The organism is Phreatobacter sp., from assembly GCF_022843985.1.
In the GTDB taxonomy this organism is placed as follows: domain Bacteria; phylum Pseudomonadota; class Alphaproteobacteria; order Rhizobiales; family Phreatobacteraceae; genus Phreatobacter.
The window spans coordinates 171,858-192,958 of record NZ_JALHMP010000006.1 but is presented as its reverse complement, the minus strand read 5'-3'; the positions used below and the strand labels follow the sequence as shown (position 1 = coordinate 192,958).

The 21,101-nt window shown below is 65.7% G+C and carries 21 protein-coding genes and 2 pseudogenes; 9 read left to right on the top strand and 14 right to left on the bottom strand.

The genetic code is table 11. The features are described from left to right. Positions 1-119 (top strand): annotated as a pseudogene (locus Q0C57_RS06485) (IS5/IS1182 family transposase); the annotation flags it as partial. Here the strand turns inward: Q0C57_RS06485 and Q0C57_RS06480 are convergent. Then, positions 117-368, bottom strand: a pseudogene (locus tag Q0C57_RS06480) (NAD(P)-dependent oxidoreductase); the annotation flags it as partial. The pseudogenes Q0C57_RS06485 and Q0C57_RS06480 overlap by 3 nt on opposite strands. Here Q0C57_RS06480 and Q0C57_RS06475 point away from each other — a divergent pair. Further along, complete coding sequence (locus Q0C57_RS06475; protein WP_296573749.1) at positions 313-594, top strand: cupin domain-containing protein; 282 nt, start codon at positions 313-315, stop codon at positions 592-594. The pseudogene Q0C57_RS06480 and the gene Q0C57_RS06475 sit on opposite strands and share 56 nt — an antisense overlap. A 64-nt stretch (positions 595-658) precedes the next feature. Here the strand turns inward: Q0C57_RS06475 and Q0C57_RS06470 are convergent, their stop codons facing one another. The 4 genes from Q0C57_RS06470 to Q0C57_RS06455 all read right to left on the bottom strand — a co-directional run bounded on the left by Q0C57_RS06470 (position 659) and on the right by Q0C57_RS06455 (position 3,964). Beyond that, positions 659-1,432 carry an amino acid ABC transporter ATP-binding protein gene (locus tag Q0C57_RS06470; protein ID WP_296573745.1) on the bottom strand — a complete coding sequence of 258 codons (774 nt, stop codon included), beginning with the start codon at positions 1,430-1,432 and terminating at the stop codon, positions 659-661. Next, positions 1,432-2,160 (bottom strand): amino acid ABC transporter permease, encoded by a 729-nt coding sequence (locus Q0C57_RS06465; protein ID WP_296573742.1) that lies wholly within the window; start codon positions 2,158-2,160, stop codon positions 1,432-1,434. The genes Q0C57_RS06470 and Q0C57_RS06465 overlap by 1 nt, the downstream gene beginning before the upstream one ends. Positions 2,161-2,216: 56 nt before the next feature. Next, entirely contained in the window at positions 2,217-3,077 is an 861-nt protein-coding gene (locus tag Q0C57_RS06460; protein WP_296573740.1) for an ABC transporter substrate-binding protein, read from the bottom strand. Positions 3,078-3,175: 98 nt separating this feature from the next. Continuing rightward, positions 3,176-3,964, bottom strand: coding sequence for an SDR family NAD(P)-dependent oxidoreductase (locus Q0C57_RS06455; RefSeq protein WP_296573739.1), 789 nt, complete (start codon positions 3,962-3,964; stop codon positions 3,176-3,178). Between the two features lie 174 nt (positions 3,965-4,138). Between Q0C57_RS06455 and Q0C57_RS06450 the strand changes: the two genes are divergently transcribed. Genes Q0C57_RS06450 through Q0C57_RS06435 form a run of 4 tightly spaced genes read left to right on the top strand, consistent with a single transcriptional unit; the run spans position 4,139 to position 7,964 of the window. Beyond that, positions 4,139-4,939 (top strand): DeoR/GlpR family DNA-binding transcription regulator, encoded by an 801-nt coding sequence (locus tag Q0C57_RS06450; RefSeq protein WP_296573737.1) that lies wholly within the window; start codon positions 4,139-4,141, stop codon positions 4,937-4,939. A gap of 33 nt (positions 4,940-4,972) precedes the next feature. Further along, positions 4,973-5,773 (top strand): BtpA/SgcQ family protein, encoded by an 801-nt coding sequence (locus tag Q0C57_RS06445; protein ID WP_296573735.1) that lies wholly within the window; start codon positions 4,973-4,975, stop codon positions 5,771-5,773. A gap of 11 nt (positions 5,774-5,784) precedes the next feature. Next, the gene (locus Q0C57_RS06440; RefSeq protein WP_296573732.1) at positions 5,785-7,284 is read left to right on the top strand and encodes an FGGY-family carbohydrate kinase; all 1,500 of its coding nucleotides are present in this window, start codon (positions 5,785-5,787) and stop codon (positions 7,282-7,284) included. Beyond that, positions 7,281-7,964: an HAD family phosphatase gene (locus tag Q0C57_RS06435; protein WP_296573729.1), complete on the top strand. Its 684-nt coding sequence runs from the start codon at positions 7,281-7,283 to the stop codon at positions 7,962-7,964. The genes Q0C57_RS06440 and Q0C57_RS06435 overlap by 4 nt, the downstream gene beginning before the upstream one ends. Here Q0C57_RS06435 and Q0C57_RS06430 read toward each other — a convergent pair. The 9 genes from Q0C57_RS06430 to Q0C57_RS06390 form a co-directional block, all read right to left on the bottom strand. Next, the gene (locus tag Q0C57_RS06430) at positions 7,942-8,802 is read right to left on the bottom strand and encodes a hypothetical protein (RefSeq protein WP_296573726.1); all 861 of its coding nucleotides are present in this window, start codon (positions 8,800-8,802) and stop codon (positions 7,942-7,944) included. The two genes, Q0C57_RS06435 and Q0C57_RS06430, sit on opposite strands and share 23 nt — an antisense overlap. A 29-nt stretch (positions 8,803-8,831) precedes the next feature. Next, positions 8,832-9,623, bottom strand: coding sequence for an ABC transporter permease (locus Q0C57_RS06425; protein ID WP_296573723.1), 792 nt, complete (start codon positions 9,621-9,623; stop codon positions 8,832-8,834). Between the two features lie 3 nt (positions 9,624-9,626). Further along, positions 9,627-10,505, bottom strand: coding sequence for an ABC transporter permease (locus tag Q0C57_RS06420; RefSeq protein ID WP_296573720.1), 879 nt, complete (start codon positions 10,503-10,505; stop codon positions 9,627-9,629). Continuing rightward, entirely contained in the window at positions 10,502-11,632 is a 1,131-nt protein-coding gene (locus Q0C57_RS06415; RefSeq protein WP_296573719.1) for an ABC transporter ATP-binding protein, read from the bottom strand. The genes Q0C57_RS06420 and Q0C57_RS06415 overlap by 4 nt, the downstream gene beginning before the upstream one ends. After that, positions 11,629-12,660 carry an extracellular solute-binding protein gene (locus tag Q0C57_RS06410; RefSeq protein ID WP_296573716.1) on the bottom strand — a complete coding sequence of 344 codons (1,032 nt, stop codon included), beginning with the start codon at positions 12,658-12,660 and terminating at the stop codon, positions 11,629-11,631. The genes Q0C57_RS06415 and Q0C57_RS06410 overlap by 4 nt, the downstream gene beginning before the upstream one ends. A gap of 82 nt (positions 12,661-12,742) precedes the next feature. Next, a complete protein-coding gene (gene hydA / locus Q0C57_RS06405) occupies positions 12,743-14,194 on the bottom strand; it encodes a dihydropyrimidinase (protein WP_296573713.1) in 1,452 nt (483 codons plus the stop codon). A gap of 110 nt (positions 14,195-14,304) precedes the next feature. Continuing rightward, on the bottom strand, positions 14,305-14,643 hold the full coding sequence (locus Q0C57_RS06400) for a rhodanese-like domain-containing protein (protein ID WP_296573711.1): 339 nt from the start codon (positions 14,641-14,643) through the stop codon (positions 14,305-14,307). Positions 14,644-14,659: 16 nt separating this feature from the next. Continuing rightward, positions 14,660-15,037: a DUF5368 domain-containing protein gene (locus tag Q0C57_RS06395; protein WP_296573709.1), complete on the bottom strand. Its 378-nt coding sequence runs from the start codon at positions 15,035-15,037 to the stop codon at positions 14,660-14,662. A 10-nt stretch (positions 15,038-15,047) separates the two neighbouring features. Beyond that, entirely contained in the window at positions 15,048-16,391 is a 1,344-nt protein-coding gene (locus Q0C57_RS06390) for an FAD/NAD(P)-binding oxidoreductase (RefSeq protein WP_296573707.1), read from the bottom strand. A 235-nt stretch (positions 16,392-16,626) separates the two neighbouring features. On the opposite strand from Q0C57_RS06390, the gene Q0C57_RS06385 reads away from it, so the two are divergent. Genes Q0C57_RS06385 through Q0C57_RS06375 form a run of 3 tightly spaced genes read left to right on the top strand, consistent with a single transcriptional unit; the run spans position 16,627 to position 21,069 of the window. After that, positions 16,627-16,830 (top strand): DUF2892 domain-containing protein, encoded by a 204-nt coding sequence (locus Q0C57_RS06385; protein WP_296573704.1) that lies wholly within the window; start codon positions 16,627-16,629, stop codon positions 16,828-16,830. 10 nt (positions 16,831-16,840) lie between these two features. Then, on the top strand, positions 16,841-17,842 hold the full coding sequence (locus tag Q0C57_RS06380) for an efflux RND transporter periplasmic adaptor subunit (RefSeq protein WP_296573700.1): 1,002 nt from the start codon (positions 16,841-16,843) through the stop codon (positions 17,840-17,842). Then, positions 17,839-21,069 carry an efflux RND transporter permease subunit gene (locus Q0C57_RS06375; protein WP_296573697.1) on the top strand — a complete coding sequence of 1,077 codons (3,231 nt, stop codon included), beginning with the start codon at positions 17,839-17,841 and terminating at the stop codon, positions 21,067-21,069. The genes Q0C57_RS06380 and Q0C57_RS06375 overlap by 4 nt, the downstream gene beginning before the upstream one ends. The last annotated feature ends 32 nt before the right edge of the window (positions 21,070-21,101 follow it).

Here is a 21,101-nt window from a genome sequence, read left to right as displayed (position 1 = left end):
AGATCAAGCAGTTCCGCCGTATCGCCACCCGCTTCGATAAGACGGCGGAAAACTTCCTCGCCGCCGTGAAGCTCGCATCTGTCCGCATTTGGCTACGCGGTAATGAGTCTACGGCCTAGGAGATCGTCCTGCACCAGATGGCCGCCGCGGCCGACATTGACCAGCATAGCGCCCGCGGGGAGGGCAGAGAACATCCGCGCGTTGAGAATGCCGCGGGTCTCGTCGGTCAGCGGCAGCAGGCAGACGAGGATGTCGGTGTGGGCGAGAAAGGCAGGCAGGCTGTCGGCGCCGGCATAGCAGTCGACCCCGTCCATGGCACGCGCCGAGCGGTTCCAACCGGTAAGCGGAAAGCCGAAGGCTCGGAGTCGGCCGCTCACCCTTAATCCCGGCGGTTCGTCGGGGACGGATTTCGTCCGCCACAGCGGCGAGAAGGCCGGCTATGTGCTGGCCGGACGGCTGAGGCTCTGGCTCGATCACGAGGCCCATGTGCTCGAGCCCGGCGACAGTTTCCGCTTTCCATCGACGGTGCCGCACATGTTCGACAACCCGACCCAGCAGGTCGCGCGGGTGATCTGGGTCACCACGCTGGGGTGACGACCGCCGGTACGCCGACCGTCGGCAACTGCTGCATGTCTCCGGCATGAAGAGGCGTACGCCTCTAGTGGATCGTCGCGAGGAAGGCCTTCAGCCGCGCGCTCGGCTGATCACGGAAAAAGATCTCCGGTTCCGCCTCGCAGTCGACCTTGCCATTTTCCATCAGCACGACGCGGTCGGAGACCTGGCGGGCAAAGGCCATTTCGTGGGTCACCACGATCATCGTCATGCCGGATCTGGCGAGGTCGGCGATGACGTTCAGGACCTCGCCGGTCGTCTCCGGGTCGAGGGCGCTGGTCGGCTCGTCGAAGAGCATCAGGTCGGGCTTCATGGCGAGGGCCCTGGCGATGGCGGCGCGCTGCTGCTGCCCGCCGGAGAGCTTCATCGGATAGGCGTGGGCTTTTTCCGCAAGACCGACGCGTTCGAGGAGGGCCATGGCCGTCGCCTCGGCCTCGGCCCGGCGCTGGCCGAGCACCAGCATCGGGGCCTCGATGATATTGTCCAGCACGGTCATGTGCCAGAACAGGTTGAACTGCTGGAACACCATGCCGATGTTGCGGCGTTGCGCGACAATACGGCGATTGGGCAGCGGCACCAGTCTGCCGCCCCGGTCCTCGAAGCCGATGAGTTCGCCGCCGACATGGATGCGGCCCTTCTGATAGGTCTCCAGCTGGTTGATACAGCGCAGGAAGGTGCTTTTTCCCGAGCCGGATGGGCCGATGATCGACAGGACCTCGCCGCGCCCGACATGCAGGCTGACGCCCTTCAGCACCTCGTTCTGACCGAACCACTTGTGCACGTTGTCGGCGCGCACCAGCGCCGCATCCGCCCCGGTCATCAGCGGCGCTCCATCGCGGCGTCGCCGCGGGGCCAGAGGAAATAGGCGATCTTCGCCGCCAGGGTCGCCGGTTGCTCGTCACGCTCGTGGCGGCGCAGACGGGCCTCGATCAGCCCCTGGATCACATTCCAGATGGTGGTGAGGGCGAGGTAGGTGATCGAGACGACGATGAGCAGCTCGAAGGTCTTGAAGGTCGTCGCCGACATGCTCTCGGTGAGCTGGAATATCTCCTGCACGCCGATGACGCTGGCGAGCGAGGTGGTCTTGAGCAAGTGGTTGAAGTCATTGCCGAGCGGCGGGACGATGACCCGTGTCGCCTGGGGGAGGATGATGCGTCGGGTGAGTTGGAACGTGCCCATGCCGAGTGATTTCGCCGCCTCGATCTGGCCGCGCTGAACAGCCTGGATGCCATTGCGCACGATCTCGGCCATATAGGCGCCTTCGTGAATGGCGAGACCCAGCACCGCCGCCTGGAAGGAGGCGGACATGGTGATGCCGAAGAGGGTGATATCGGAAAAGCGGAAGAAGCCGGCCGCTGCGAGGCCGGAAAAGAAGAAGACCAGCAAAACCAGCACCGGGATGCCGCGGATCAGCCAGACATAGAACGCGCAGACGGCCCTGATGGGGGCAAACTTCGACAGCCGTCCGAAGCCGACGAGAACGCCGATGACCAGGCCGAGGAGCATGGCGAGGACGGCCATGAGGACCGTCCTCCCGAGTGCGATCATATAGAGATCCCCCGGATCCGTGAGCCGGCTCCAGAAGAAGGCCCAGTCAAAGCCCATCAGAGTTCGGAGCCCTGCATGGCCCACTTGTCGATGAGACGCTTGTAGGTGCCGTCGGCAACGATGGAATCGAAGCTCTGCTTCATCGGATTGAGGAGTTCCGTATTGCCTTTGCGCAGGCCGATGCCGGTGCCAATGAGGCCGAAGGGCTCGCCCAGTGGCCTGAAGTCGTTCGGACGCAGGCCGACATAGTAGGAGGCTGCTGTCGTCGTCGTGCCCAGCACTTCGATCTGGCCGGTGGCGAGCTGCTGGAAGGTCTCGGTCGTCGTCGGCAGGACGACAAGATTGATCTCCGGCTTGCCTTCAGCCTTGAGCTTGGCATTGGCCTCGTTGACCAGGTTGTGGATCGTGGTGCCGTTCGGCACGGCCATCTTACGGCCCGACAGGGCCTCCAGCGAGGTCGCCTGCAGCGTCGAGGCCTTGGTCGTGACGAGCCGCTGGCCGGTCCGCGAGAAGGGGATCATGTCGATGATCTCGAGGCGCTCCGGGCGGATGAAGAGCTCCTGCATCAGGGCGTCACATTGCTGCGCCTGGAGCGCCGGAATGAGGCCTACGAAGCGGAGCTGCACCCAGTTGACCCGCAGGCCCATGCGCGCGGCGATCTCGGTGCCGAGTTCGACCTCGAAGCCGGTCGGACGCTGCTGGTTGTCGTAGAAGGCGCGCGGCGGGTTATCGATGGTCGCGCAATAGGTGATGACGCCCTTGGCAGCGAGGGCCGCCGGCGGCTGGAAACGCGCTTGCGCCACCGCCTGGCCGCCGACGAACGGCGTCGCGATGGCCCCGGCAAGGCCGCCGATGACGAGGCGGCGGTCAAGAACGGGAAGGCCCGGTTTTGCGGACTTAGGGGTGGACTCCGACATGACGCTATCCCTCTGTCTTCGATTGGCGTTATTGGTTGTGATACAGGAACGATCAGGATGTTGATTCTTGATGTGTGGTTATGTTTGTTCTGGCGCGGTCATGTCGTATAGACCCCGCCGGTCACGTTGATGCCTTGTCCGGTCATGAAGCGCGCCTGGTCGGAGGCGAGGAAGACGACGACGCCGGCGACGTCCTCAGGTTCCTCCAGCCGACCGAGCGGGGTCTGCGCGACATAGTCGGCGAGCACAGCCTGCGGGGTCATGCCCCGCAACTCGGCCTCCCAGAGGACCTCGCGCGACTGCATGCCCGTTTTCACGAAGCCGGGGCAGACGGCGTTGACGCGGATGCCAGCGGGCGCGAGTTCGCGCGCGAGGGCCTGCGTCCAGCCGAGGACGGCGAATTTGGAGGCGGAGTAGTGGGCGAGTAAAGGAGCGCCGACCTTCGCGGCGAGGGACGCGGTGTTGACGATGCAGCCAGAGCCCTGGGCCAGGAAATGGCGCGCGGCAACCTGATTGGTCAGGAAGACGCCTTTGGTGTTGACAGCGAAATTGAAGTCCCAGTCGTCGTCGGTGAGGTCGACCGCCCGCCGCATGGTGGACACGCCGGCATTGCCGACGAGAAGGTCGCACCCGCCGGCCGTCGTGATGAAACTCTCAAAGGCCTCCTCGACCTGCGTCCGTTGCGTTACATCGATCGCCAGCGCGAATGCCATCCCACCGATCGCAGCCGCGGTCGCCCCGGCGGTTGCCTGGTCGATATCGGCGATACCGACGATCATATTCTGGGCTGCAAGGGCTGTGGCGATGGCCCGCCCAATACCGGACGCCGCGCCAGTAACGAGCGCCTTCCTGCCGGCCAGTTCGGGGTAGGAGGGGGCAGCGGCCATGAATCCTCGAAGCTCCTCGTCGGCTCAATAGATACCAAACAATAACAGCCATCAAGGATGAAATTAATGTTTGATAATGTGCGCTATCGGGCTATGACAGGTCACGGGGCGGAGCTCGGGATGATGGTGGCTGAACATGGTCTGGATCGGTCGGGTGGCGAGGGCAGGGGGGGCGTGAGCCTGCTCGCGCCATCGCGGAAGGCCGCGATCCTCGATGAGCTTGCTGCCGCAGGCACGGTGGTCGTGCGGACGCTATCGACCCGGCTCGCCGTTTCCGAAATGACGATCCGCCGGGACCTGATCGAACTGGAGGCCGAGGGACGGCTGCGACGCGTCCACGGTGGCGCGCTTCCCGTCGCGCATCTGCCGCCGGCCGCCATGGACAGCGAAGAGCCGAGCTTCGCGTCGCGCCTGCGTCGGCAGCAAGAGGGCAAGGAGGCCATCGCCGCCACCGCCGCCGAACTCGTCGCTCGTTACCGCACGATCGCCCTCGATGTCGGCACCACGACCTTCCTGATGGCGCCGCACCTCCGGTCGCTGGCCCATTCCAAGATCTTTACCAACAGTCTGCGGATCGCGGCCGCCCTCGATGGCGCGTCGCCCGACATCTATGTCGCCGGCGGTCTGCTGCGTGCCGACGAGATGTCGACCTATGGTCCTTCGGCGGTGGCGCAGTTCGAGCCGCTCTGGTTCGACGTCGCGGTCATCGGCGTCTCCGGCATCACGCCCGAGGGCCTGTTCGATTATTCCGTCGAGGATGCCGAGCTGAAGCGCGTCTATCTGCGGCGGTCGGGCCTCAGGATTGTTCTTTGCGACGCCTCCAAGTTCCAGCGGATGTCGCTGGTCAATATCGGAGCCCTCGCCCAGATCAACATTCTGGTGACGGACGCCCCGCCGCCGCCGGCCCTGGCGGCCGTGCTTTCGGCCGGCGGCATCGATGTCCGCATCGCCGTCCCATCGAAAGCTCCGGCGTGAGCCGCTGCGACTCATTTTCTCGGGAGTGAACCAATGGTCTTCGCGTGCTTCGGCGAGAAGAAGAAGGTGGTCATCGCCATGGCCCATATCGGCGCCCTGCCGGGGACGCCGAACTATGACGCCGACGGCGGCATGGCCAAGCTGGTGGACGGGGTTCTCGCCGATGTCGAGAAACTGCAGACCGGCGGCGTCGATGCGATCATGTTCGGCAACGAGAACGACAGGCCCTATGTCTTCAAGGCGCCGCCGGAGGGCATCGCGGCCATGACAGCCGTGGTCGAGGCGGTGAAGCCGCACCTCGCCGTGCCGTTCGGGGTCAATTACCTGTGGGACCCGACAGCCAGTGTCTCGATCGGCGCCGTCACTGGCGCCAGCTTCGTGCGGGAGATTTTCACGGGGCTCTTCGCCTCAGACATGGGACTGTGGCAACCCGACTGCGCCGCCGCTGCCCGGCTGCGCCGGACGCTCGGCCGGCAGGACATGAAGATGCTGTTCAACATCAATGCCGAGTTCGCCCATTCGCTCGACCAGCGACCGATCGAGTTGCGCGCGCGCAGTGCCGTGTTCTCCTCGATGGCCGACGCGATCCTGGTATCGGGCCCGCTCACCGGCCAGCCGGCCGAGGCCTCGCAGTTGCGGTCCGTCTGCGAGACGGTCAAGGACGTGCCGGTCTTCGCCAATACGGGGGTTAACATCGACAATGTCGGCGACATCCTGGCCATGGCCAGCGGCGTCGTCATCGGCACCCATTTCAAGGTCGACGGCAACACCTGGAACCCGGTCGAAGGGGCGCGGGTGAAGCGCTTCATGGACCGGGTGGCAAGCCTGCGCTGAGGGGGACGGCCATGGCCTGCGTCCTTGGCATCGATGTTGGCACCACGTCCACCATCGCGATCCTGGTGCACCTGCCCGGCAAGGTTCTGGGTCTCGCCTCACGGCCGGTGACGCTGCACTCACCCCGTCCCGGCTGGAGCGAGGAAGTCCCGGCCGAGTGGTGGGGCAATGTCTGTGCGCTGACGCGCGAGCTGATCGAGACCAGCGGGATCGATCCCGCGGAGATCGCCGCGGTCGGAACGACCGGCATGTTGCCTGCGGTCGTGCTGCTGGGTGCCGCCGGGGAGGTGCTGCGCCCGAGCATCCAGCAGAGCGACGGGCGCTGTGGGACCGAGGTGGAGGAACTGCGTCGGGAGATCGATGAGGCCGCCTTCATCCGGCGCGCCGGCAACGGCGTCAACCAGCAATTGGTCGCCGCCAAGCTGCGCTGGATCGAGCGTCACGAGCCGGACGTGTTCGGCCGCATCGCGACCGTCTTCGGCTCTTATGACTATGTGAATTTCCGCCTGACCGGTGAGCGGCGGATCGAGCAGAACTGGGCGCTCGAAGCCGGATTCGTCGACCTGGCAACGCACAAGCTGGCCGACGATCTCATCGCCCACGCGCATGTGCCGCGTGCGGCCGTGCCGGCGAAGGCGTTGTCGCAGGAGATCATCGGCGCGATCTCCGCAGCGGCCGCGGCCGAGACCGGGCTTGCTGCGGGAACGCCCGTGGTCGGCGGCGCGGCCGATATGATCGCCTCGGCGCTCGCCGCCGGCGTCACTGAGCCGGGCGATGTCTTGCTGAAATTCGGCGGTTCGGTCGACATCCTCGTCGCCACCGACAGGGTCCAGCCCGATCCGCGGCTCTATCTCGACTACCATCTGGTGCCCGGCCTCTTCATGCCGAACGGCTGCATGTCGACCGGCGGCTCGGCGCTGAACTGGTTCGCTCGGACCTTCGCGGGCGGTGAGGTCGCGGCAGCTGCGAAGGCCGGTCTGACAATCCACCAGCATCTCGATCGTCTCGCCGCGGATCGGCCGGCTGGGGCCGAGGGGCTGACGATCGTCCCCTATTTTCTCGGCGAGAAGACGCCCGTCCATGATGCCGACGCGCGCGGGATCATCGACGGCCTGACCCTGAGCCACGATCTCGGCCATCTCTGGCGCGCCCTCCTGGAATCCTATGCTTTCGCGCTGCTGCACCATCTGGAAGTGCTGCGGGACATGGGCCATGAGCCGAAGCGGTTTCTCGCTTCCGACGGCGGCTCGCAGAGCGCGCTCTGGATGCAGATTGTCGCCGACGTCATCGGCGCCAGGGTCGAAACCCTCGCCGGCCATCCGGGGTCCTGCCTCGGTGCGGCCTGGACGGCGGCCATTGGTGCCGGGCTCGTCACGGACTGGAACGGTCTCAAGGCTTTCGTCTCACCGGGCCGAAGCTTTGCCCCTGACGGTGCGTCGGCGGCTGCTTACCGGCGGGGCTATAGCCGCTACCGCGACCTCTACCGTCGGCTTGCGGAGCGGCCGGCGTGATCCGCGCCATCGCCTGGGACATTGACGGGACGCTGGTGGACAGCGAGCCGCGCCATCATCGCGCACTGCTGGCGGCATCCCGCGCCCTCGGCGTGGCTCTCGACGACCTGCCCGATCAGGCTTTCCGCGGCGTTCACATGCTGGACGTGTGGGATGTCCTGAAATCGCGCTATCCGCGCCATGTGGGGCGGGAGCCCTGGCTCGAGGCGATCAACCGCGCCTATGTCGCCGATGCTGCGCCGCTGGTGCCCATTCCTGGAGGGCGTGAGGTGATCCAATCCCTCCACGCGGCCGGTTTGTCTCAGGTTTGTGTGTCGAACTCCAACCGGGTCGTGGTCGATGCCAATATCGACGCCCTCGGGCTCGCACCCTACCTCGCGGGGTCTATCAGCCTCGATGATGTGGCCTGCGGCAAACCGGATCCTGAACCCTACCGACGCGCCTGCGCAATGCTCGGCCTCTCCCCCCATGAGGTTGCAGCCGTCGAGGACAGCGCCACGGGCGCGGCTTCGGCGCGCCGTGCGGGGCTGTTCGTCGTGGGTTTCGGTCCGGACCTGGGAGATGGCGCGGCCGACGGCCTCTGTCAGAGCCTTTTCGAGATCCCCCGGCTGCTGGACGAGGCGCGGGCGCTTCGTCCTGTCGCGCTCCGGGCTGGCGTCAGACCGGCGTCAGACGGGTGATGCGGCTCGGATTGACCTCGGCCAGATAAAGCGTGCCGTCAGCCGTGCCCCAGATGCCGTGGGCGCCGTTCAGGACAGGCCGACAGGATCCGACAAGGGTGCCGTCGCGATCGTAGCGCGACAGCCGTGGGACCTGGTCGGTCACGAAGACCGAGCCCCCGGCGTCGCTCCAGACATCCATCGCCCGCGGCAGGTCGGGCCATTGGGCCAATGCCTCTCCCGCGGCCGAAAAGACCTGGAGCCGGTCGTTCTCGCGATCGGTGACGAGGACCCGGCCGTCACAGTCGATCCAGACGCCATGCGGTGTGCTGAATTCGCCGGGATTCTGGCCGCGCCGGCCGAAACTGCCGATGCGATCGCCCGCCGCCGAAAAGTGCTGCACCCGCGAGGCGCCATAGCCGTCGGCGACATAGAAGCTGCCATCCGCCGCGAAGGCGACCGCCGACGGATGCGAGAAGGGCTCGCCCGGGCGCTCCGGCGATCCGATCGTCTGGGTCACCGCTCCGTCAGGGCTGAAGACGACGAGGCGATGGGCGTCGCGATCGACGACGACGATGCGGTCCTTGGGATCGACCGCCAGCATATGGGCGTCAAGAACGTCCTTGGCGCCGAACGACCGGACAACCCGGCCCTGCGGATCGAGTTCGACGACGGGGTCACGCGGCTCATCGACCAGCGGATCGAGCCGCAGCAGAACGAAGACATGACCGCGACTGTCGCAGGCGACGTCGCTGACCAGAGCGTTCCCGCGGTCGAAGGCCCCGAACGGCCTTTCGACGCGGTAGCGCTGCGGTCCCAGCGACACGAAGAGAGCCCTGGTGGCGGTTTCGGCGGACATGGCTGTCGTCCCTGTGGGTTATGCCGGAACTAGATCGAGGCCATCCGCTTAAGCCCCACCAGCCGGTCGCAGACGATGAGAGCGACGATGGTCCCGAGGATGAGCAGCGCCGAGATGGCGGCGACCGTCGGATCGGGGGACATCTCGACCTGGTTGAGGAGCTGGATCGGCAGCGTCTTGGTGCGCACATCGACGAGGAAGATCGAGACGGGATAATTGTCGAAGGAGGCGATGAAGGCGAAGAGCCCGCCGCTGACGAAGCCCGGCAGGATGTTCGGCACCAGAACGGTCCAAAGGGCGGCCGGATAGGAGCGTCCGAGCATGCGGGCGGCGTCCACCATCGCAAAGTCGAACAGCGACAGGCTCGCCAGCACCGTGCGCATGATGAAGGGCATGGTGATGACGACATGGGCGATCAGCAGGGTCGTGTAGGTGTCGCGCAAACCGAAATCACGCGCCGCCTGCAGGAAGGCGATGCCGAGGACGAGGCCGGGCAGCATCAGCGGGGAGGCCATGAAGGTTGCCACCGCCTTGGCGCCGGGAATCATGCCCCGGGTGATGGCGATGGCGCAGAGCGTGCCCAGAACAAGCGAAATGGCAGTGGAAAGGGCGGCGATCTGGCTGGAGAGCCAGACCGCCTGCAGCATCGAGTCGGCATTGCCGAGGGACGCATACCAGCGCAGTGAGAAGCCGGGCGGCGGAAAGGCGAAGACCGCCGAGGACGAAAACGACACCGTCAGAACGATGAGAATCGGCATGAACAGGAAGGCGATGACCAGGCCGAGAACGATCCGGCAGAAGAGGGAACCGAAGAGTGCCATGGCTCAGCGCTTCTCCCCACCCGGGGCGCGGACGAGATAGGACGATGCAAGGATCAGGGCGGCCGATATGACCAGCATGATGACGGCCATGCTCGCTCCGAGCTGGAAGTCGCGAATATTCAGGTAGGCCTTTGCCATGACCTGCGACATGGTCATGAAACGGTCGCCGACAAGCAGGCCGGGCGTCACATAGGCCGCCACTGAAATCGAGAAGACCAGTGTTCCGCCAGCGATGACGCCGGGCATGGTGAGCGGCAAGGTCACGCGCAGGAAGGTATGGAGCGGGCCGGCGCCGAGCGACGCGGAGGCGTCCAGGAGGCGCGGGTCGAGCATCCGCATCACCGAATAGAGCGGCAGGATCATGAAGGGGAGGAAGACGTTGACCATGCCGAAATAGAGGCTGAACTCGGTGAAGACGAGGCGCATGGGCCGCTCGATGAAGCCGAGGTTGACCAGCAGGAAATTGATGATGCCATCGCGGCGCATCATGATCGTCAGGCCGAAGGTCTTGACGACGATCGATACGGTCAGCGGCAGGAAGATCAGCGCGAAAAGGATGACCTGCCAGACGCCCCTGATCCGTGCGAGGGCCCAGGCAGCGGGGTAGCCGATGGCGAGGCAGACGGCGGTGGTGATGCAGGCGAGCTGCAGCGAATTGCCGATGATCCCGATGTAATAGGGGTCGCCGAGCACCTTGCGGTAGCCGGCGAGGCTCAGGCCCTCGCTGTCGACGAAACTGTCGCCGACCAGCATGAGCACGGGGACGGCGAAGGCCAGTGCCATGAACACCAGACCCGGCGCGGCGATCAGTGCCTTGGCATCGAATTGCCAGCGCGAGACCGGCGCGGCCGGCATGGTCAGGTTATCTCGGGCAAGGGTCATCGGCCCGTCTCGGTCGGTGCCGGGAAGACGCGGCTGTCGTCGATTCGCCAGCGCAGCGTCATGGCCGAGCCCGGCGCGACCTGATCGGGCAGCCGGTTGAGTTCGACATGCAGACGGTCACCGTCCTGCGCCGTCTGGAAGTGCAGAAGGGTGCGGGAGCCGAAATAGATGACTTCAGCGACGGTGCCACGCACGGTGTTGTACTCGCCTGCCGGCCCTTCGCCGGCGGCGATCGCCTCGGGCCGCACGCCGACGATGACCCTGCTGCCGGACATGAAATGGCCGGGGGCGCGTACCAGGCCAAAGGGTGTGTCGATCTCGACCAGCCCCTCGCTGCTACCCTTGACCACACCGCCCATGCGGCTCGACTGACCGACGAACTCCATCGTGTAGAGGGATTTCGGACGGGCATAGACCTCCGAAGGCGTGCCCAGATGCTCGATCCGCCCTTCGTTCATGACCGCGATGCGGTCGCTCATGACAAGGGCTTCATCCTGGTCATGGGTGACGAAGATTGATGTGATCCCGAGATTGCGGAGGATGTGCCTCAGCTCGATCTGCATCGTCTCGCGCAGCTTCCGGTCGAGGGCGGAGAAGGGCTCATCGAGGAGGAGCAGGCTCGGCTCGACCACCACCGCGCGGGCGACGGCGATCCGTTGCTGCTGGCCACCCGACAGGGCGGTGACGGCGCGGTCGGCGAAGGCCTCCATCCGGACGAGGCCGAGCGCATCGCCCACCTTCTTGGCCTGCTCGGCTTTGGGCACGCCTTTGGCCCGGAGGCCGTAGGCGATGTTCTCCGCAACCGTGAGGTGGGGGAACAGGGCGTAGTTCTGAAACACCACACCAATATTGCGCTTGTGGGCGGCGACACGCGTGAGATCGCGGCCACCGACCTCTATCGCACCCTGGTCGGGCGCGAGGAGGCCTGCGATCAACCGCAGAAGCGTTGTCTTGCCGCAGCCCGAGGGACCGAGGAGAGAGACGAACTCCGCCCGGCCGACCGAGAGACTCAGCGAATCGAGAACGGTGGCGGCACCGAAACGCTTGGTAACGTTCGATACCGCCAGATAGCTCGGCTCCTGATGCATTTCGGTCGCCGGCGGCATTGCCGTCGCATGCTGGCTCATCGCGAGGAGACTTCCCGCTCGAAGCGCTCGATCATCGCATTGCGGTTGTCGGCGAAAAACTCCCAGTCAAGGGCGACGAGTTCTGGGAAGCTGACCCCCTGCGGCAGCACGGTCTTGGCATTGGTGGGCTTCGACCAGAAGGTGCGGGCGATGAGGGCCTGCGTCTCCGGGTTCAGCATTTCGTTGATGAAGGCCACGCCCAGATCCTGGTTGGGGCCACCTTCGACCAGCGCGACGCCGGCAGGCATGGCGAGTACGCCTTCCTTGGGCATCCCCTGGTCGACCGGTGCGCCCTGCGCCTTGCGGAACAGCGTCGTGCGGGAGTCCGGTGCCATGTAGAGGTCGCATTCGCCGGTCTCCAGCAGCTGCTGGGCCTGCGGCGCGTTGGACGACACCTGGATCACGTTGGGGCGCAGTTCCTTGAGGCGCTCGATGCCAGCTCCCCATTCCTTCAGGGCCTGGTCGAGCGGCTTCTTGGTGGCATAGGCAGCGGCGGCGACCAGCGGGGCGACAGCCTGGGTGATGCGCATCGAGATCATGATGATGCGCTCACGGAATTTGCGGTCCCAGGCATCGTTGTAGGAGGCGAGGCCCTGGGGCAGTGCCCGGGTGTTGTAGGAGAACGAGCACATCGGCTGGCACCAGTTCACCCACATCGCGTCACGCGGCTTGGCGGCAGCCGGGATGTCGGCGAGGTTGGTAATGTCGGCGGGCAGCTTCCGGATCACCTTCTCGCGCTCCGCCAGCACCAGCACCGGATCATCCATCATCGTCACGGTCATCGTCGGACGGGCTTTGTTTGCCCGGATCTTCTCGAGGTTGATCAGCGAGTTGGTCCCCTCGAAGAGGATCTTCATGTTGTGCTTGCGCTCGATCACCGGAAACAGGATGTCGGTGAGGCCCGGCGAGGCCGGACCGCCGACGAAGATCTCACGCGTCTGACCGCGGACGATGTTGGGGAAGCCAGTGACGGCGACAAGGGAGCCGGCAGCAAAAGTGCGGCGCGAAAGGCGGGTCTTGTAGGCCATGCTGCATCATCCTCGGGTTGGGGCGTTGGTCATGGACGGTTTCGCAAGGGGCGTGCCATGTTCCCCCGTGCCGATCTGCGGCTCAGACGAGGCGGCCGTCGACCGCGTTGAACGGCGTCGGGAACCGTTCGAGCGGCGCGATCATGGGGTAGGGGGGGCGGGCGATGAAGCGGCCGCCGCCGGCGGGCCCGGTCACAGTCCGGCCGTCGAAGATCGCCCTGCCGCGCAGATAGGTCGCCACAGGATAGCCCTGGGTCTGATAGCCTTCATAGGGCGTGTAGTCGCCGCCGTGATGCATCAGCTCATTGGTGAGGACGACTGATTTTTCAGCGTCCCAGAGAATGAAGTCAGCGTCGCTGCCGACCGCGAGGCTGCCCTTTTGTGGGAAAAGGCCGAAAAGTTTGGCAGGGTTGGTGCTGGTGAGCCGCACGAAGGTCGGCAGGTCGATGCGGCCTTTCGAGACGCCTTCGGTGAAAAGAACCGGCAGTCTCGCCGCGAGGCCCGGAATGCCGTTGGGCACCTTGTTGAAGGGGGCAGGGTCGCCTGCGAATTTCTTGCCCTTGGGATCGTCGAAACGGGTCGGTGAATGGTCCGAAGAGACCACTTCGATGATGCCGCGCCTGAGATAGCCCCAGAGCGCTTCCTGGTCTGCTTCCGTGCGGGCAGGGGGGCCGAAAATGAACTTGGCGCCCTCGAAACCCGGACGGTCGAGATCCTCGGCGGTCAGGGTGAGATAATGAATGCAGGTCTCGCCCCAGACCTTGAGGCCCCGCGCCTGGGCTCTGGCGATCTCCTCCGCCGACTGGGCCCCGGAGACATGGAAGATCTGGATGGGGACGTCGAGTGCCTCGGCAAGGCTGATGATCCTGTATACGGCCTCGCGTTCGGCGATCATTGGTTTGGCATATGCATGAAATTTAGGCGTTGTTAAATTAGCAGATACCAGTTGTTCAGTGAGCCAGGCGATCAGGTCGTGGTTCTCGGCATGGACGCAGACGAGAGCTTCGTTGCGGCGGGCGGCCGCCAGCACTCGCAGCGCCTGCCGGTCGTCGAGCCTGACGCCGTCATAGGTCATGAAGACTTTGACCGAGCGGCACCCCTCGGCGATCAGGCGCGGCAGTTCGACTTCGAGCACTTCGGGCGTCGGGTCCGTCACCGTCAGATGAAACGTATAGTCGACGCGCGCCTGACGGGCCTTGACGTGGTAGTCGGCGGTGATGGCGGCCAGCGAGCCACCTTTCGGCTGCCAGGCAAAGCAGACAACGGTCGTCGTGCCACCGGCGGCGGCCGATGCGGTGCCGCTCTCCCAGTTGTCGCACATTTCCGGTCCGAGGCCGGTCTGCTCGAGATGGACATGGGTGTCGACGCCGCCGGGCAGGACGAGCAGACCCCTGGCATCGACGATCGTCTGGCAAGGCCCGAGATCCCTGCCGATCGCGGCCACCACACCGTCCTTGATGCCGATGTCGGCCTCGTAGACCTCGGTCGCGGACACGATTTTCCCGCCCCGGACGACGGTGTCCCACGTGGTCATAGCCGCTGCCTCGATACCCGTCCAAAAGATCGGGTGTCAGACTGCGTCAGTGATCCACAGACCGCAAGCGGCAATATGGATAGATCAGGGAATGTCAGGCGCGCTATCGGTCAGCGCGTCACCGGGAGGCCCGCCCGGCGCCAGGCGGAAATGCCGCCGGCGACATGGCTGTCGATCGGCAGGCCGAGCTTCGCACATTCACCGAGGGCGCGGCCGGACCGCGCGCCCGAGAGGCAATAGAGAACGAGCCGCCGGTCTTTCGGCAGCCGCGCACTTTCCCGTGCGAAGCGCGAAAGCGGCAGGTGGATGGCGCCGGGAATATGGCCGGACCGCCATTCGCTGTCTTCGCGTACATCGACCAGCACGACTGCCCCGCTTTCGGCGAGAACCTTCGCCTCGTCGGGATCGAGTTCCTGCCCGGCCGGGCGGCGCAGCAGCCATCCAAACATCCGTCTCTCCTGGCGTTCATGTTGAGGCGCGGCCGCCCTGGCGGGCCGAGGCGTCCCCGCTGGCGAACAGGCTCAGCGCCACATAGGCGAGAATGGCCGTGCCGATGGCGCCCACCGTCCAGATCGCCGCAATGAGCACCCAGTCGATCGGGCCGCCGGCATCGCCGATGCCCGAATGGGTGACGAGCCACATGATCAGCAAGGCGATCACACCACCGACAATGCCGACCAGTTCGGCCCAGACCAGCCGGCGGCTGGACAGGCCGCGCTCACGCAGGACGATCGCCAGAAAGAGCGTCAGGCCGCTGACCGCGAGGCCGATCAGCAGCCACAGGAACGGCCCCAGCATTTCCTGGAAAACCGAGATGAACACCCAGAGATCGAGATCCTTCATCGGTTGCTCCTCAGGCCAGGCCGCGCAGCATGGCGGTATAGGTGGGCTTAAGGGCCACTTCCTTCATGATCCAGGTCACCCACAGCTCCTCAAGGGGGGCGATGATGCCCGGGAAGGAGGGGACGAGGTTGTCGTTGTAGTCGAATTCGACCAGCATCGCGCGACCGATCCGGGTGATGAGGGGGCAGGAGGTGTAGCCATTATAGGCGGCCTGGCTCCGACCACCGGCAATCGCCGCCACAAGGTGGTCAACGGCCACCGGCACCTGCCATTTGACGCTGGCCGCGGTTTTTCCTTTCGGCACGCCGGCGACGTCGCCGAGGGCAAAGACATTCGGAAAACGGGTATGGCGCAGATTGGAGCGATCGACCTCGATCCACCCGTCGGCAGCCCACGGACCGGACTGCCAGGGCAGGGGCGAGTTGCGCACCGCCGCGGGAGCACGCATCGGCGGCACGACGTTGATGAAGTCGTATTTGATCTCCGCAGTGCCCGTCGGCGTGCGGAAGCTGGCGATCTTCTTGCCCGGTTCGATCGCGGTCATGACGTGGTCTTGGACTGTCTTCACGCCGCGGTCGGCATAGAGCATGCGGACCTTCTCCGCGACGATTGGGACGGAAAACAGCACCTTGTTGTGCGCGGCGTAGATTAGCTCCGCCTTTCCGCGATTGCCGCGTCGGCGCAGGATGTCGTCGGTGATGAAGGTGTATTTCAGCGGCGCACCGGCGCATTTCATTTCCGTCGCCGGACGGCCGAACAGGCCGACGCCGCCCTTGTCGGTAAAGCGCGACAATTCCCGATAGGTGGCTTCCGCGCCCTCCGGGCTGAGATAGACGCTGCCGATGCCGTCGCGACCGATCAGGGCGGTGTCCATGCCGGCAATGGCGGCATAGGCCAGTTCCAGTCCCGTGGCGACGATCAGGTAGTCATAGGGGACGGCGCGACCGGATTCCGTCACGACCTTGTTGCCGACCGGATCGAACTCGCGAACCTGTTCCTCGATCAGCGTCACCCCCGACGGCACATAATCCTTCGTGGCCGAGATCACGTAGGAGGGACTTTTCAATCCGGCGCCGACCAGCGTGAAACCGGGCTGATAGAAATGCTCCCGGCGACGGTCGATCAGGATGATGGACGCGCCGTCGAGCCGGCGGGCGAGCCGGGAGGCGGCCGCGAGACCGGCGGCCCCTGCACCGGCGACAACGATGCGCGCCTGCGTCCTGACCTTGGGCTCCTCGGCGGCGGCGCGTGTCGCCATGGCCGGCAATGTGCCCGCCAGCATCGCCATCTTCAGCAGTTTGCGGCGATCGAGGCCGCGCCTGCTTTCATCCCTGATTGCATCTCGACCGTTCATCGTTGTCTCCCCAGACGTGGCGGCTTGCTGCGGCCTTGTGGCGTTCGGTCGCGGTTTTCGGATGGGACACATGCACGTGTCTCGCTGGTTCCGCCGCCAAGGCCCCTTGATATTCGCATATTTGAATATATTACATGGATGCTGTTACCTGAGCACCCCGGGGGACGTCAAGCATCTACCGCAACGACGCCACGACCGCGGTGATCCATCTCAAACACCTCACAGGGGGAGTTCCATGACCATCGACAACGCCGTCCTCAGCTTCGCCGGCCTGATGATCCTCATCTCGTTGGCCCTCGCCTATCTCGTTTCGCCATGGTTCCTTGCCTTGAACGCCTTCGTCGGCGTCAACATGCTGCAGGCCGGGTTCACCGGGTTTTGCCCTGCCGCCATGATCTTCAAGGCGATGGGCCTGAAGACGGGTTGTGCGTTCAAGTGAGGATGGGACGATGTGCGTGCGCCATTTCCTGATCTCCGGCATCGTCGGCCTGGCCGCGGCGGTTGTGCCCACCGCGGGTCTCTTCGCGGCCGAAGAGGTTGTCCGCCCCGTCGCCGTGGTGGACAGCAAAGCCGTCTATGGACGGATCGAGAGCCGGTTCGTCGTGCCTGCCCGCTCGCGCATCGGCGGGACTTTGGTCGAGCTCGACGTGACCGAGGGATCCGTGGTGGAGGCGGGACGGCCCATTGCCCGCGTTGTCGACGAGAAGCTCGCGCTGCAACTGAACGCCGCCGATGCGCGCATCCGCGCCGTCTCCTCGCAGCTCGACAATGCCAAAGTCGAGCTTGAGCGGACAACCGCACTCCTGGCCCGTGGCGCGGCGACGCAGCAGCGCGTCGACCAGTTGCGCACCCAGGTCGACGTCCTCACCAACCAGATGAACCAGGCGGAGGCCGAACGTGCGGTCGTCCTGCAGCAGGCAACCGAGGGCTCCGTCGTCGCACCCGCCGCCGGGCGTGTGCTGACCGTGCCGATGCGCCGTGGATCGGTGGTGCTGCCAGGCGAGCAGGTCGCTACCATCGCCGCAGGCGGACTCTTCCTGCGCCTCGCCATCCCGGAACGGCATGCGCCACTCTTGAAGGTGGGAGCGACCGTCGAGATTGGCGACGGCGACTCGCGCCTCGCGGGGCCAGCGACGCGCGGCACCATCGAGAAAGTCTATCCCCAGATCGAATCCGGCCGCGTCATCGCCGATGTCGCGGTGGATGGTCTGCCCGACCGGTTTGTCGGTGAGCGGGTGCTGGTGCGCGTTCCCGTGGCCACCCGTCAGGTCCTGGCGGTGCCCGACGCTGCCGTGGTCCTGCGCGCCGGCATCGACTTCATCCGCGTTGCGACCGCGACGGGGGAACGCGACGTCGCGGTCATCACCGGCGGGGTGGTTGACACGCCGGCCGGTCCCCGCCGCGAGATTCTCACCGGGCTCAGGTCCGGCGACCGGGTGATCCTGCCGTGACCGAGACACCGAAACTGGGCATTGCCGGCGCCCTGACCCGCGCCTTCATCACCTCGCCGCTGACCCCGCTCTTCCTGCTCGCCTCGCTCGTGCTCGGCATGGTCGCACTGGTGACGCTGCCGCGCGAGGAGGAGCCACAGATCTCGGTGCCGATGGTCGACATCCACGTGCGCGCCGACGGACTGAAGGCCGAGGATGCGGTCAAGCTGGTGACCGAGCCGCTGGAAACGCTGGTCAAATCGATCAACGGCGTCGAGCATGTCTATTCGACGACCCGTGACGACGGCACGCTGGTGACGGCGCGCTTCCTCGTCGGCACCTCGGCGGATGCGGCGATCCTGCGGGTCCACGAGAAGCTGCGCGCCAATCTCGACCGCCTGCCGACCGGGATCCCCGAGCCGCTGATCGTTGGCCGTGGCATCGACGACGTGGCCATCATGGTCTTGACGCTGGCGGCCAAACCCGGCGCCGTCGATCGCTGGAGCGCCAACGACCTGACGCGCGTCGCCCGCGAATTGCAGGTGGCGATTTCCCAACTCGACAATATCGGCCTGACCTATCTGGTGGGCCAGCAGCCCGAGGAGATCCGCGTCGAACCTGATCCGGAGCTTCTGGCCCGCGCCGGGCTGACGCTGCAGGCGCTGGCCGCCAAGGTGGAAGCCGCGAACCGGGCTTTTTCCGCCGCGACGATCCGTGACGGTAGTCGCCAGATCGGACTCGTCGCCGGACAGACGCTCAGCGGCCTGCCCGAGATCGGCAATCTCCTCGTGACGACGCGCGACGGCCGCCCGGTCTATGTGCGCGACGTCGCGCGCGTCCTGCTCGCCACCGAGACCGCCGAAACGCGTGTCTCGCATCTGGCGCGCAACGGGCAGGGCGGCTTCGACCGGGCGCCGGCCGTCTCGCTGGCCATCGCAAAGCGGGCCGGGGCCAATGCGGTGACGGTGGCCCACGACATCCTCGCCGCGGTGAAGCGGCTCGAAGGCAATGTCGTGCCTGGCGATATCGCCGTCCATGTGACGCGCGACTACGGCGAGACCGCCAACGAAAAGGCCAACGAGCTGCTGTTCCACCTCGCCCTGGCGACGATCTCCATCGTCCTGCTGGTCTGGGTGGCTATCGGCTGGCGCGAGGCCCTTGTTGTCGCCATCGTCATTCCCGTCACGATCCTCCTGACGCTCTTCGCCGCCTGGATCATGGGCTACACGCTCAACCGCGTCAGTCTCTTCGCGCTGATCTTCTCGATCGGTATCCTCGTTGACGATGCGATCGTCGTCATCGAGAACATCGCCCGCCACTGGGCGATGAAAGACGGACGGCCGCGCGTTCAGGCGGCGATCGATGCGGTGGGCGAGGTCGGCAATCCCACCATCGTCGCAACCCTGACCGTGGTGGCGGCGCTGCTCCCCATGCTCTTCGTCTCGGGCATGATGGGACCCTATATGAGCCCTATCCCCGCCAATGCCTCGGCGGCCATGGTCTTCTCATTCTTCGTCGCGGTCATGGTGACGCCTTGGCTGATGCTGAAGTTCGGCAAGGCCCATGGCGGCGGCGACCATGCCGGTGGCGGCCACGGCAGCGACGATGGCGGGCTTCTGGGGCGTGCCTATCGGCGAGCGGCGGTGCCGATCCTCGCCTCCAAGGGCCGAGCCTGGATGTTCCTCATCCTTGTCGGCGTTGCGACGCTGGGCTCGATGGCACTGTTCTACACGCAGCACGTCACGGTGAAGCTGCTGCCCTTCGACAACAAGTCCGAACTCGGCGTCGTCGTGGACCTGCCCCGGGGGACGTCGGTCGAGGAAACTGACCGGATCCTGCAGGAGTTGGCGGCGCGCCTGTCGGGGGTCGCCGAAATCGACTCGATCCAGAGCCATGCCGGCACGGCCGCGCCCTTCAACTTCAACGGGCTGGTGCGGCATTCCTACCTGCGCAACGAGCCGCAGATGGGCGACCTGCAGCTGAACCTCGTGGCCAAGGACAGGCGCAAGCGCGCCAGCCACGATATCGCGCTCCAGGTCCGCGAGACGCTGCGCGCGGTCACCCTGCCACCGCGCACGGCGGTAAAGGTGGTCGAACCACCGCCCGGACCGCCGGTCATGGCGACGCTGCTCGCCGAGATCTACGGGCCCGATGCCGAGACGCGGCGGCAGGTGGCGACCAAGGTGCGCGAGGCCTTCGCCTCTGTGCCCTTCATCGTTGACGTCGACGACAGTTTCGGCACTGCCGCCGAGCGGCTTCGGCTGACGGTCGCCGATGATGCGCTCGAATTCCACCGCGTCGAGCAATCCGACGTCTTCAACACGATCCGCATGCTCTTCGGCGGCACGACGGTTGGCTATTCACACCGCGGCGGCGGGCGCCAGCCGATCCCGATCCGGCTTGCACCGGCCAAGAGCGGTCTCGTCATCGACGAGCGGGCGCTGGCCACTCCAGTTCCGGCCAATATCCTGCCGGGTGACCGGTCCGTGGTCGAACTCGGCGACGTCGTCCGCCTGACCCGCGAGACCACGTCGCTGCCAATCTACCGCCGCAACGGTCGCGCCGCCGAGATGGTGACGGCCGAGTTGGCGGGGGCCTTCGAGGCGCCGCTCTACGGCATGATCGCCGTGCAGCGCGCCATCGATGCGGCGGACTGGGGTCTTGTGCCCAAGCCCATCATCGCGCTCAACGGCCAGCCCGTCGACACGACGAAGCCGGTGCTGCTCTGGGACGGCGAATGGGAGGTGACCTGGGTGACGTTCCGCGACATGGGCGCCGCCTTCATCGTGGCGCTGCTCGCCATCTATATCCTGGTCGTGATGCAGTTCGGTTCATTCAAGGTCCCGCTGGTCATCCTGACGCCCATCCCGTTGACCTTCATCGGCATCATGGTTGGCCACTGGCTGTTCAATGCGCCATTCTCGGCGACCTCGATGATCGGCTTCATCGCGCTCGCGGGAATCATCGTGCGCAACTCGATCCTGCTGGTCGATTTCATCCGCCACGCCCGGACGCCCGGGCGCCCGCTCACCGACGTCCTGCTGGACGCCGGAGCCATCCGCTTCAAGCCGATCCTGCTAACGGCGCTCGCCGCCATGATCGGGGCGGTGACCATCCTGACGGATCCGATCTTCCAGGGGCTGGCGATCTCGCTGCTGTTCGGGCTGGCGTCATCGACGCTGCTGACCGTCCTGGTGATTCCGGCGATCTATGTGGTGCTGCGCGGGGATCGGGGCAGGCTCGCCTGAGATGGACAGGTGGCTCAGGTGCCAAACGACAA

What these genes read in the sequence shown, in the direction of transcription:
- Q0C57_RS06475 (WP_296573749.1), top strand. Translation starts at nt 313, where the DNA reads ATGGCACGCGCCGAGCGGTTCCAACCGGTAAGCGGAAAGCCGAAGGCT.
- Q0C57_RS06470 (WP_296573745.1), bottom strand. Translation starts at nt 1,432, where the DNA reads ATGACCGGGGCGGATGCGGCGCTGGTGCGCGCCGACAACGTGCACAAG.
- Q0C57_RS06465 (WP_296573742.1), bottom strand. Translation starts at nt 2,160, where the DNA reads ATGATCGCACTCGGGAGGACGGTCCTCATGGCCGTCCTCGCCATGCTC.
- Q0C57_RS06460 (WP_296573740.1), bottom strand. Translation starts at nt 3,077, where the DNA reads ATGTCGGAGTCCACCCCTAAGTCCGCAAAACCGGGCCTTCCCGTTCTT.
- Q0C57_RS06455 (WP_296573739.1), bottom strand. Translation starts at nt 3,964, where the DNA reads ATGGCCGCTGCCCCCTCCTACCCCGAACTGGCCGGCAGGAAGGCGCTC.
- Q0C57_RS06445 (WP_296573735.1), top strand. Translation starts at nt 4,973, where the DNA reads ATGGTCTTCGCGTGCTTCGGCGAGAAGAAGAAGGTGGTCATCGCCATG.
- Q0C57_RS06440 (WP_296573732.1), top strand. Translation starts at nt 5,785, where the DNA reads ATGGCCTGCGTCCTTGGCATCGATGTTGGCACCACGTCCACCATCGCG.
- Q0C57_RS06430 (WP_296573726.1), bottom strand. Translation starts at nt 8,802, where the DNA reads ATGTCCGCCGAAACCGCCACCAGGGCTCTCTTCGTGTCGCTGGGACCG.
- Q0C57_RS06425 (WP_296573723.1), bottom strand. Translation starts at nt 9,623, where the DNA reads ATGGCACTCTTCGGTTCCCTCTTCTGCCGGATCGTTCTCGGCCTGGTC.
- Q0C57_RS06420 (WP_296573720.1), bottom strand. Translation starts at nt 10,505, where the DNA reads ATGACCCTTGCCCGAGATAACCTGACCATGCCGGCCGCGCCGGTCTCG.
- Q0C57_RS06415 (WP_296573719.1), bottom strand. Translation starts at nt 11,632, where the DNA reads ATGAGCCAGCATGCGACGGCAATGCCGCCGGCGACCGAAATGCATCAG.
- Q0C57_RS06410 (WP_296573716.1), bottom strand. Translation starts at nt 12,660, where the DNA reads ATGGCCTACAAGACCCGCCTTTCGCGCCGCACTTTTGCTGCCGGCTCC.
- hydA (WP_296573713.1), bottom strand. Translation starts at nt 14,194, where the DNA reads ATGACCACGTGGGACACCGTCGTCCGGGGCGGGAAAATCGTGTCCGCG.
- Q0C57_RS06400 (WP_296573711.1), bottom strand. Translation starts at nt 14,643, where the DNA reads ATGTTTGGATGGCTGCTGCGCCGCCCGGCCGGGCAGGAACTCGATCCC.
- Q0C57_RS06395 (WP_296573709.1), bottom strand. Translation starts at nt 15,037, where the DNA reads ATGAAGGATCTCGATCTCTGGGTGTTCATCTCGGTTTTCCAGGAAATG.
- Q0C57_RS06390 (WP_296573707.1), bottom strand. Translation starts at nt 16,391, where the DNA reads ATGAACGGTCGAGATGCAATCAGGGATGAAAGCAGGCGCGGCCTCGAT.
- Q0C57_RS06385 (WP_296573704.1), top strand. Translation starts at nt 16,627, where the DNA reads ATGACCATCGACAACGCCGTCCTCAGCTTCGCCGGCCTGATGATCCTC.
- Q0C57_RS06380 (WP_296573700.1), top strand. Translation starts at nt 16,841, where the DNA reads ATGTGCGTGCGCCATTTCCTGATCTCCGGCATCGTCGGCCTGGCCGCG.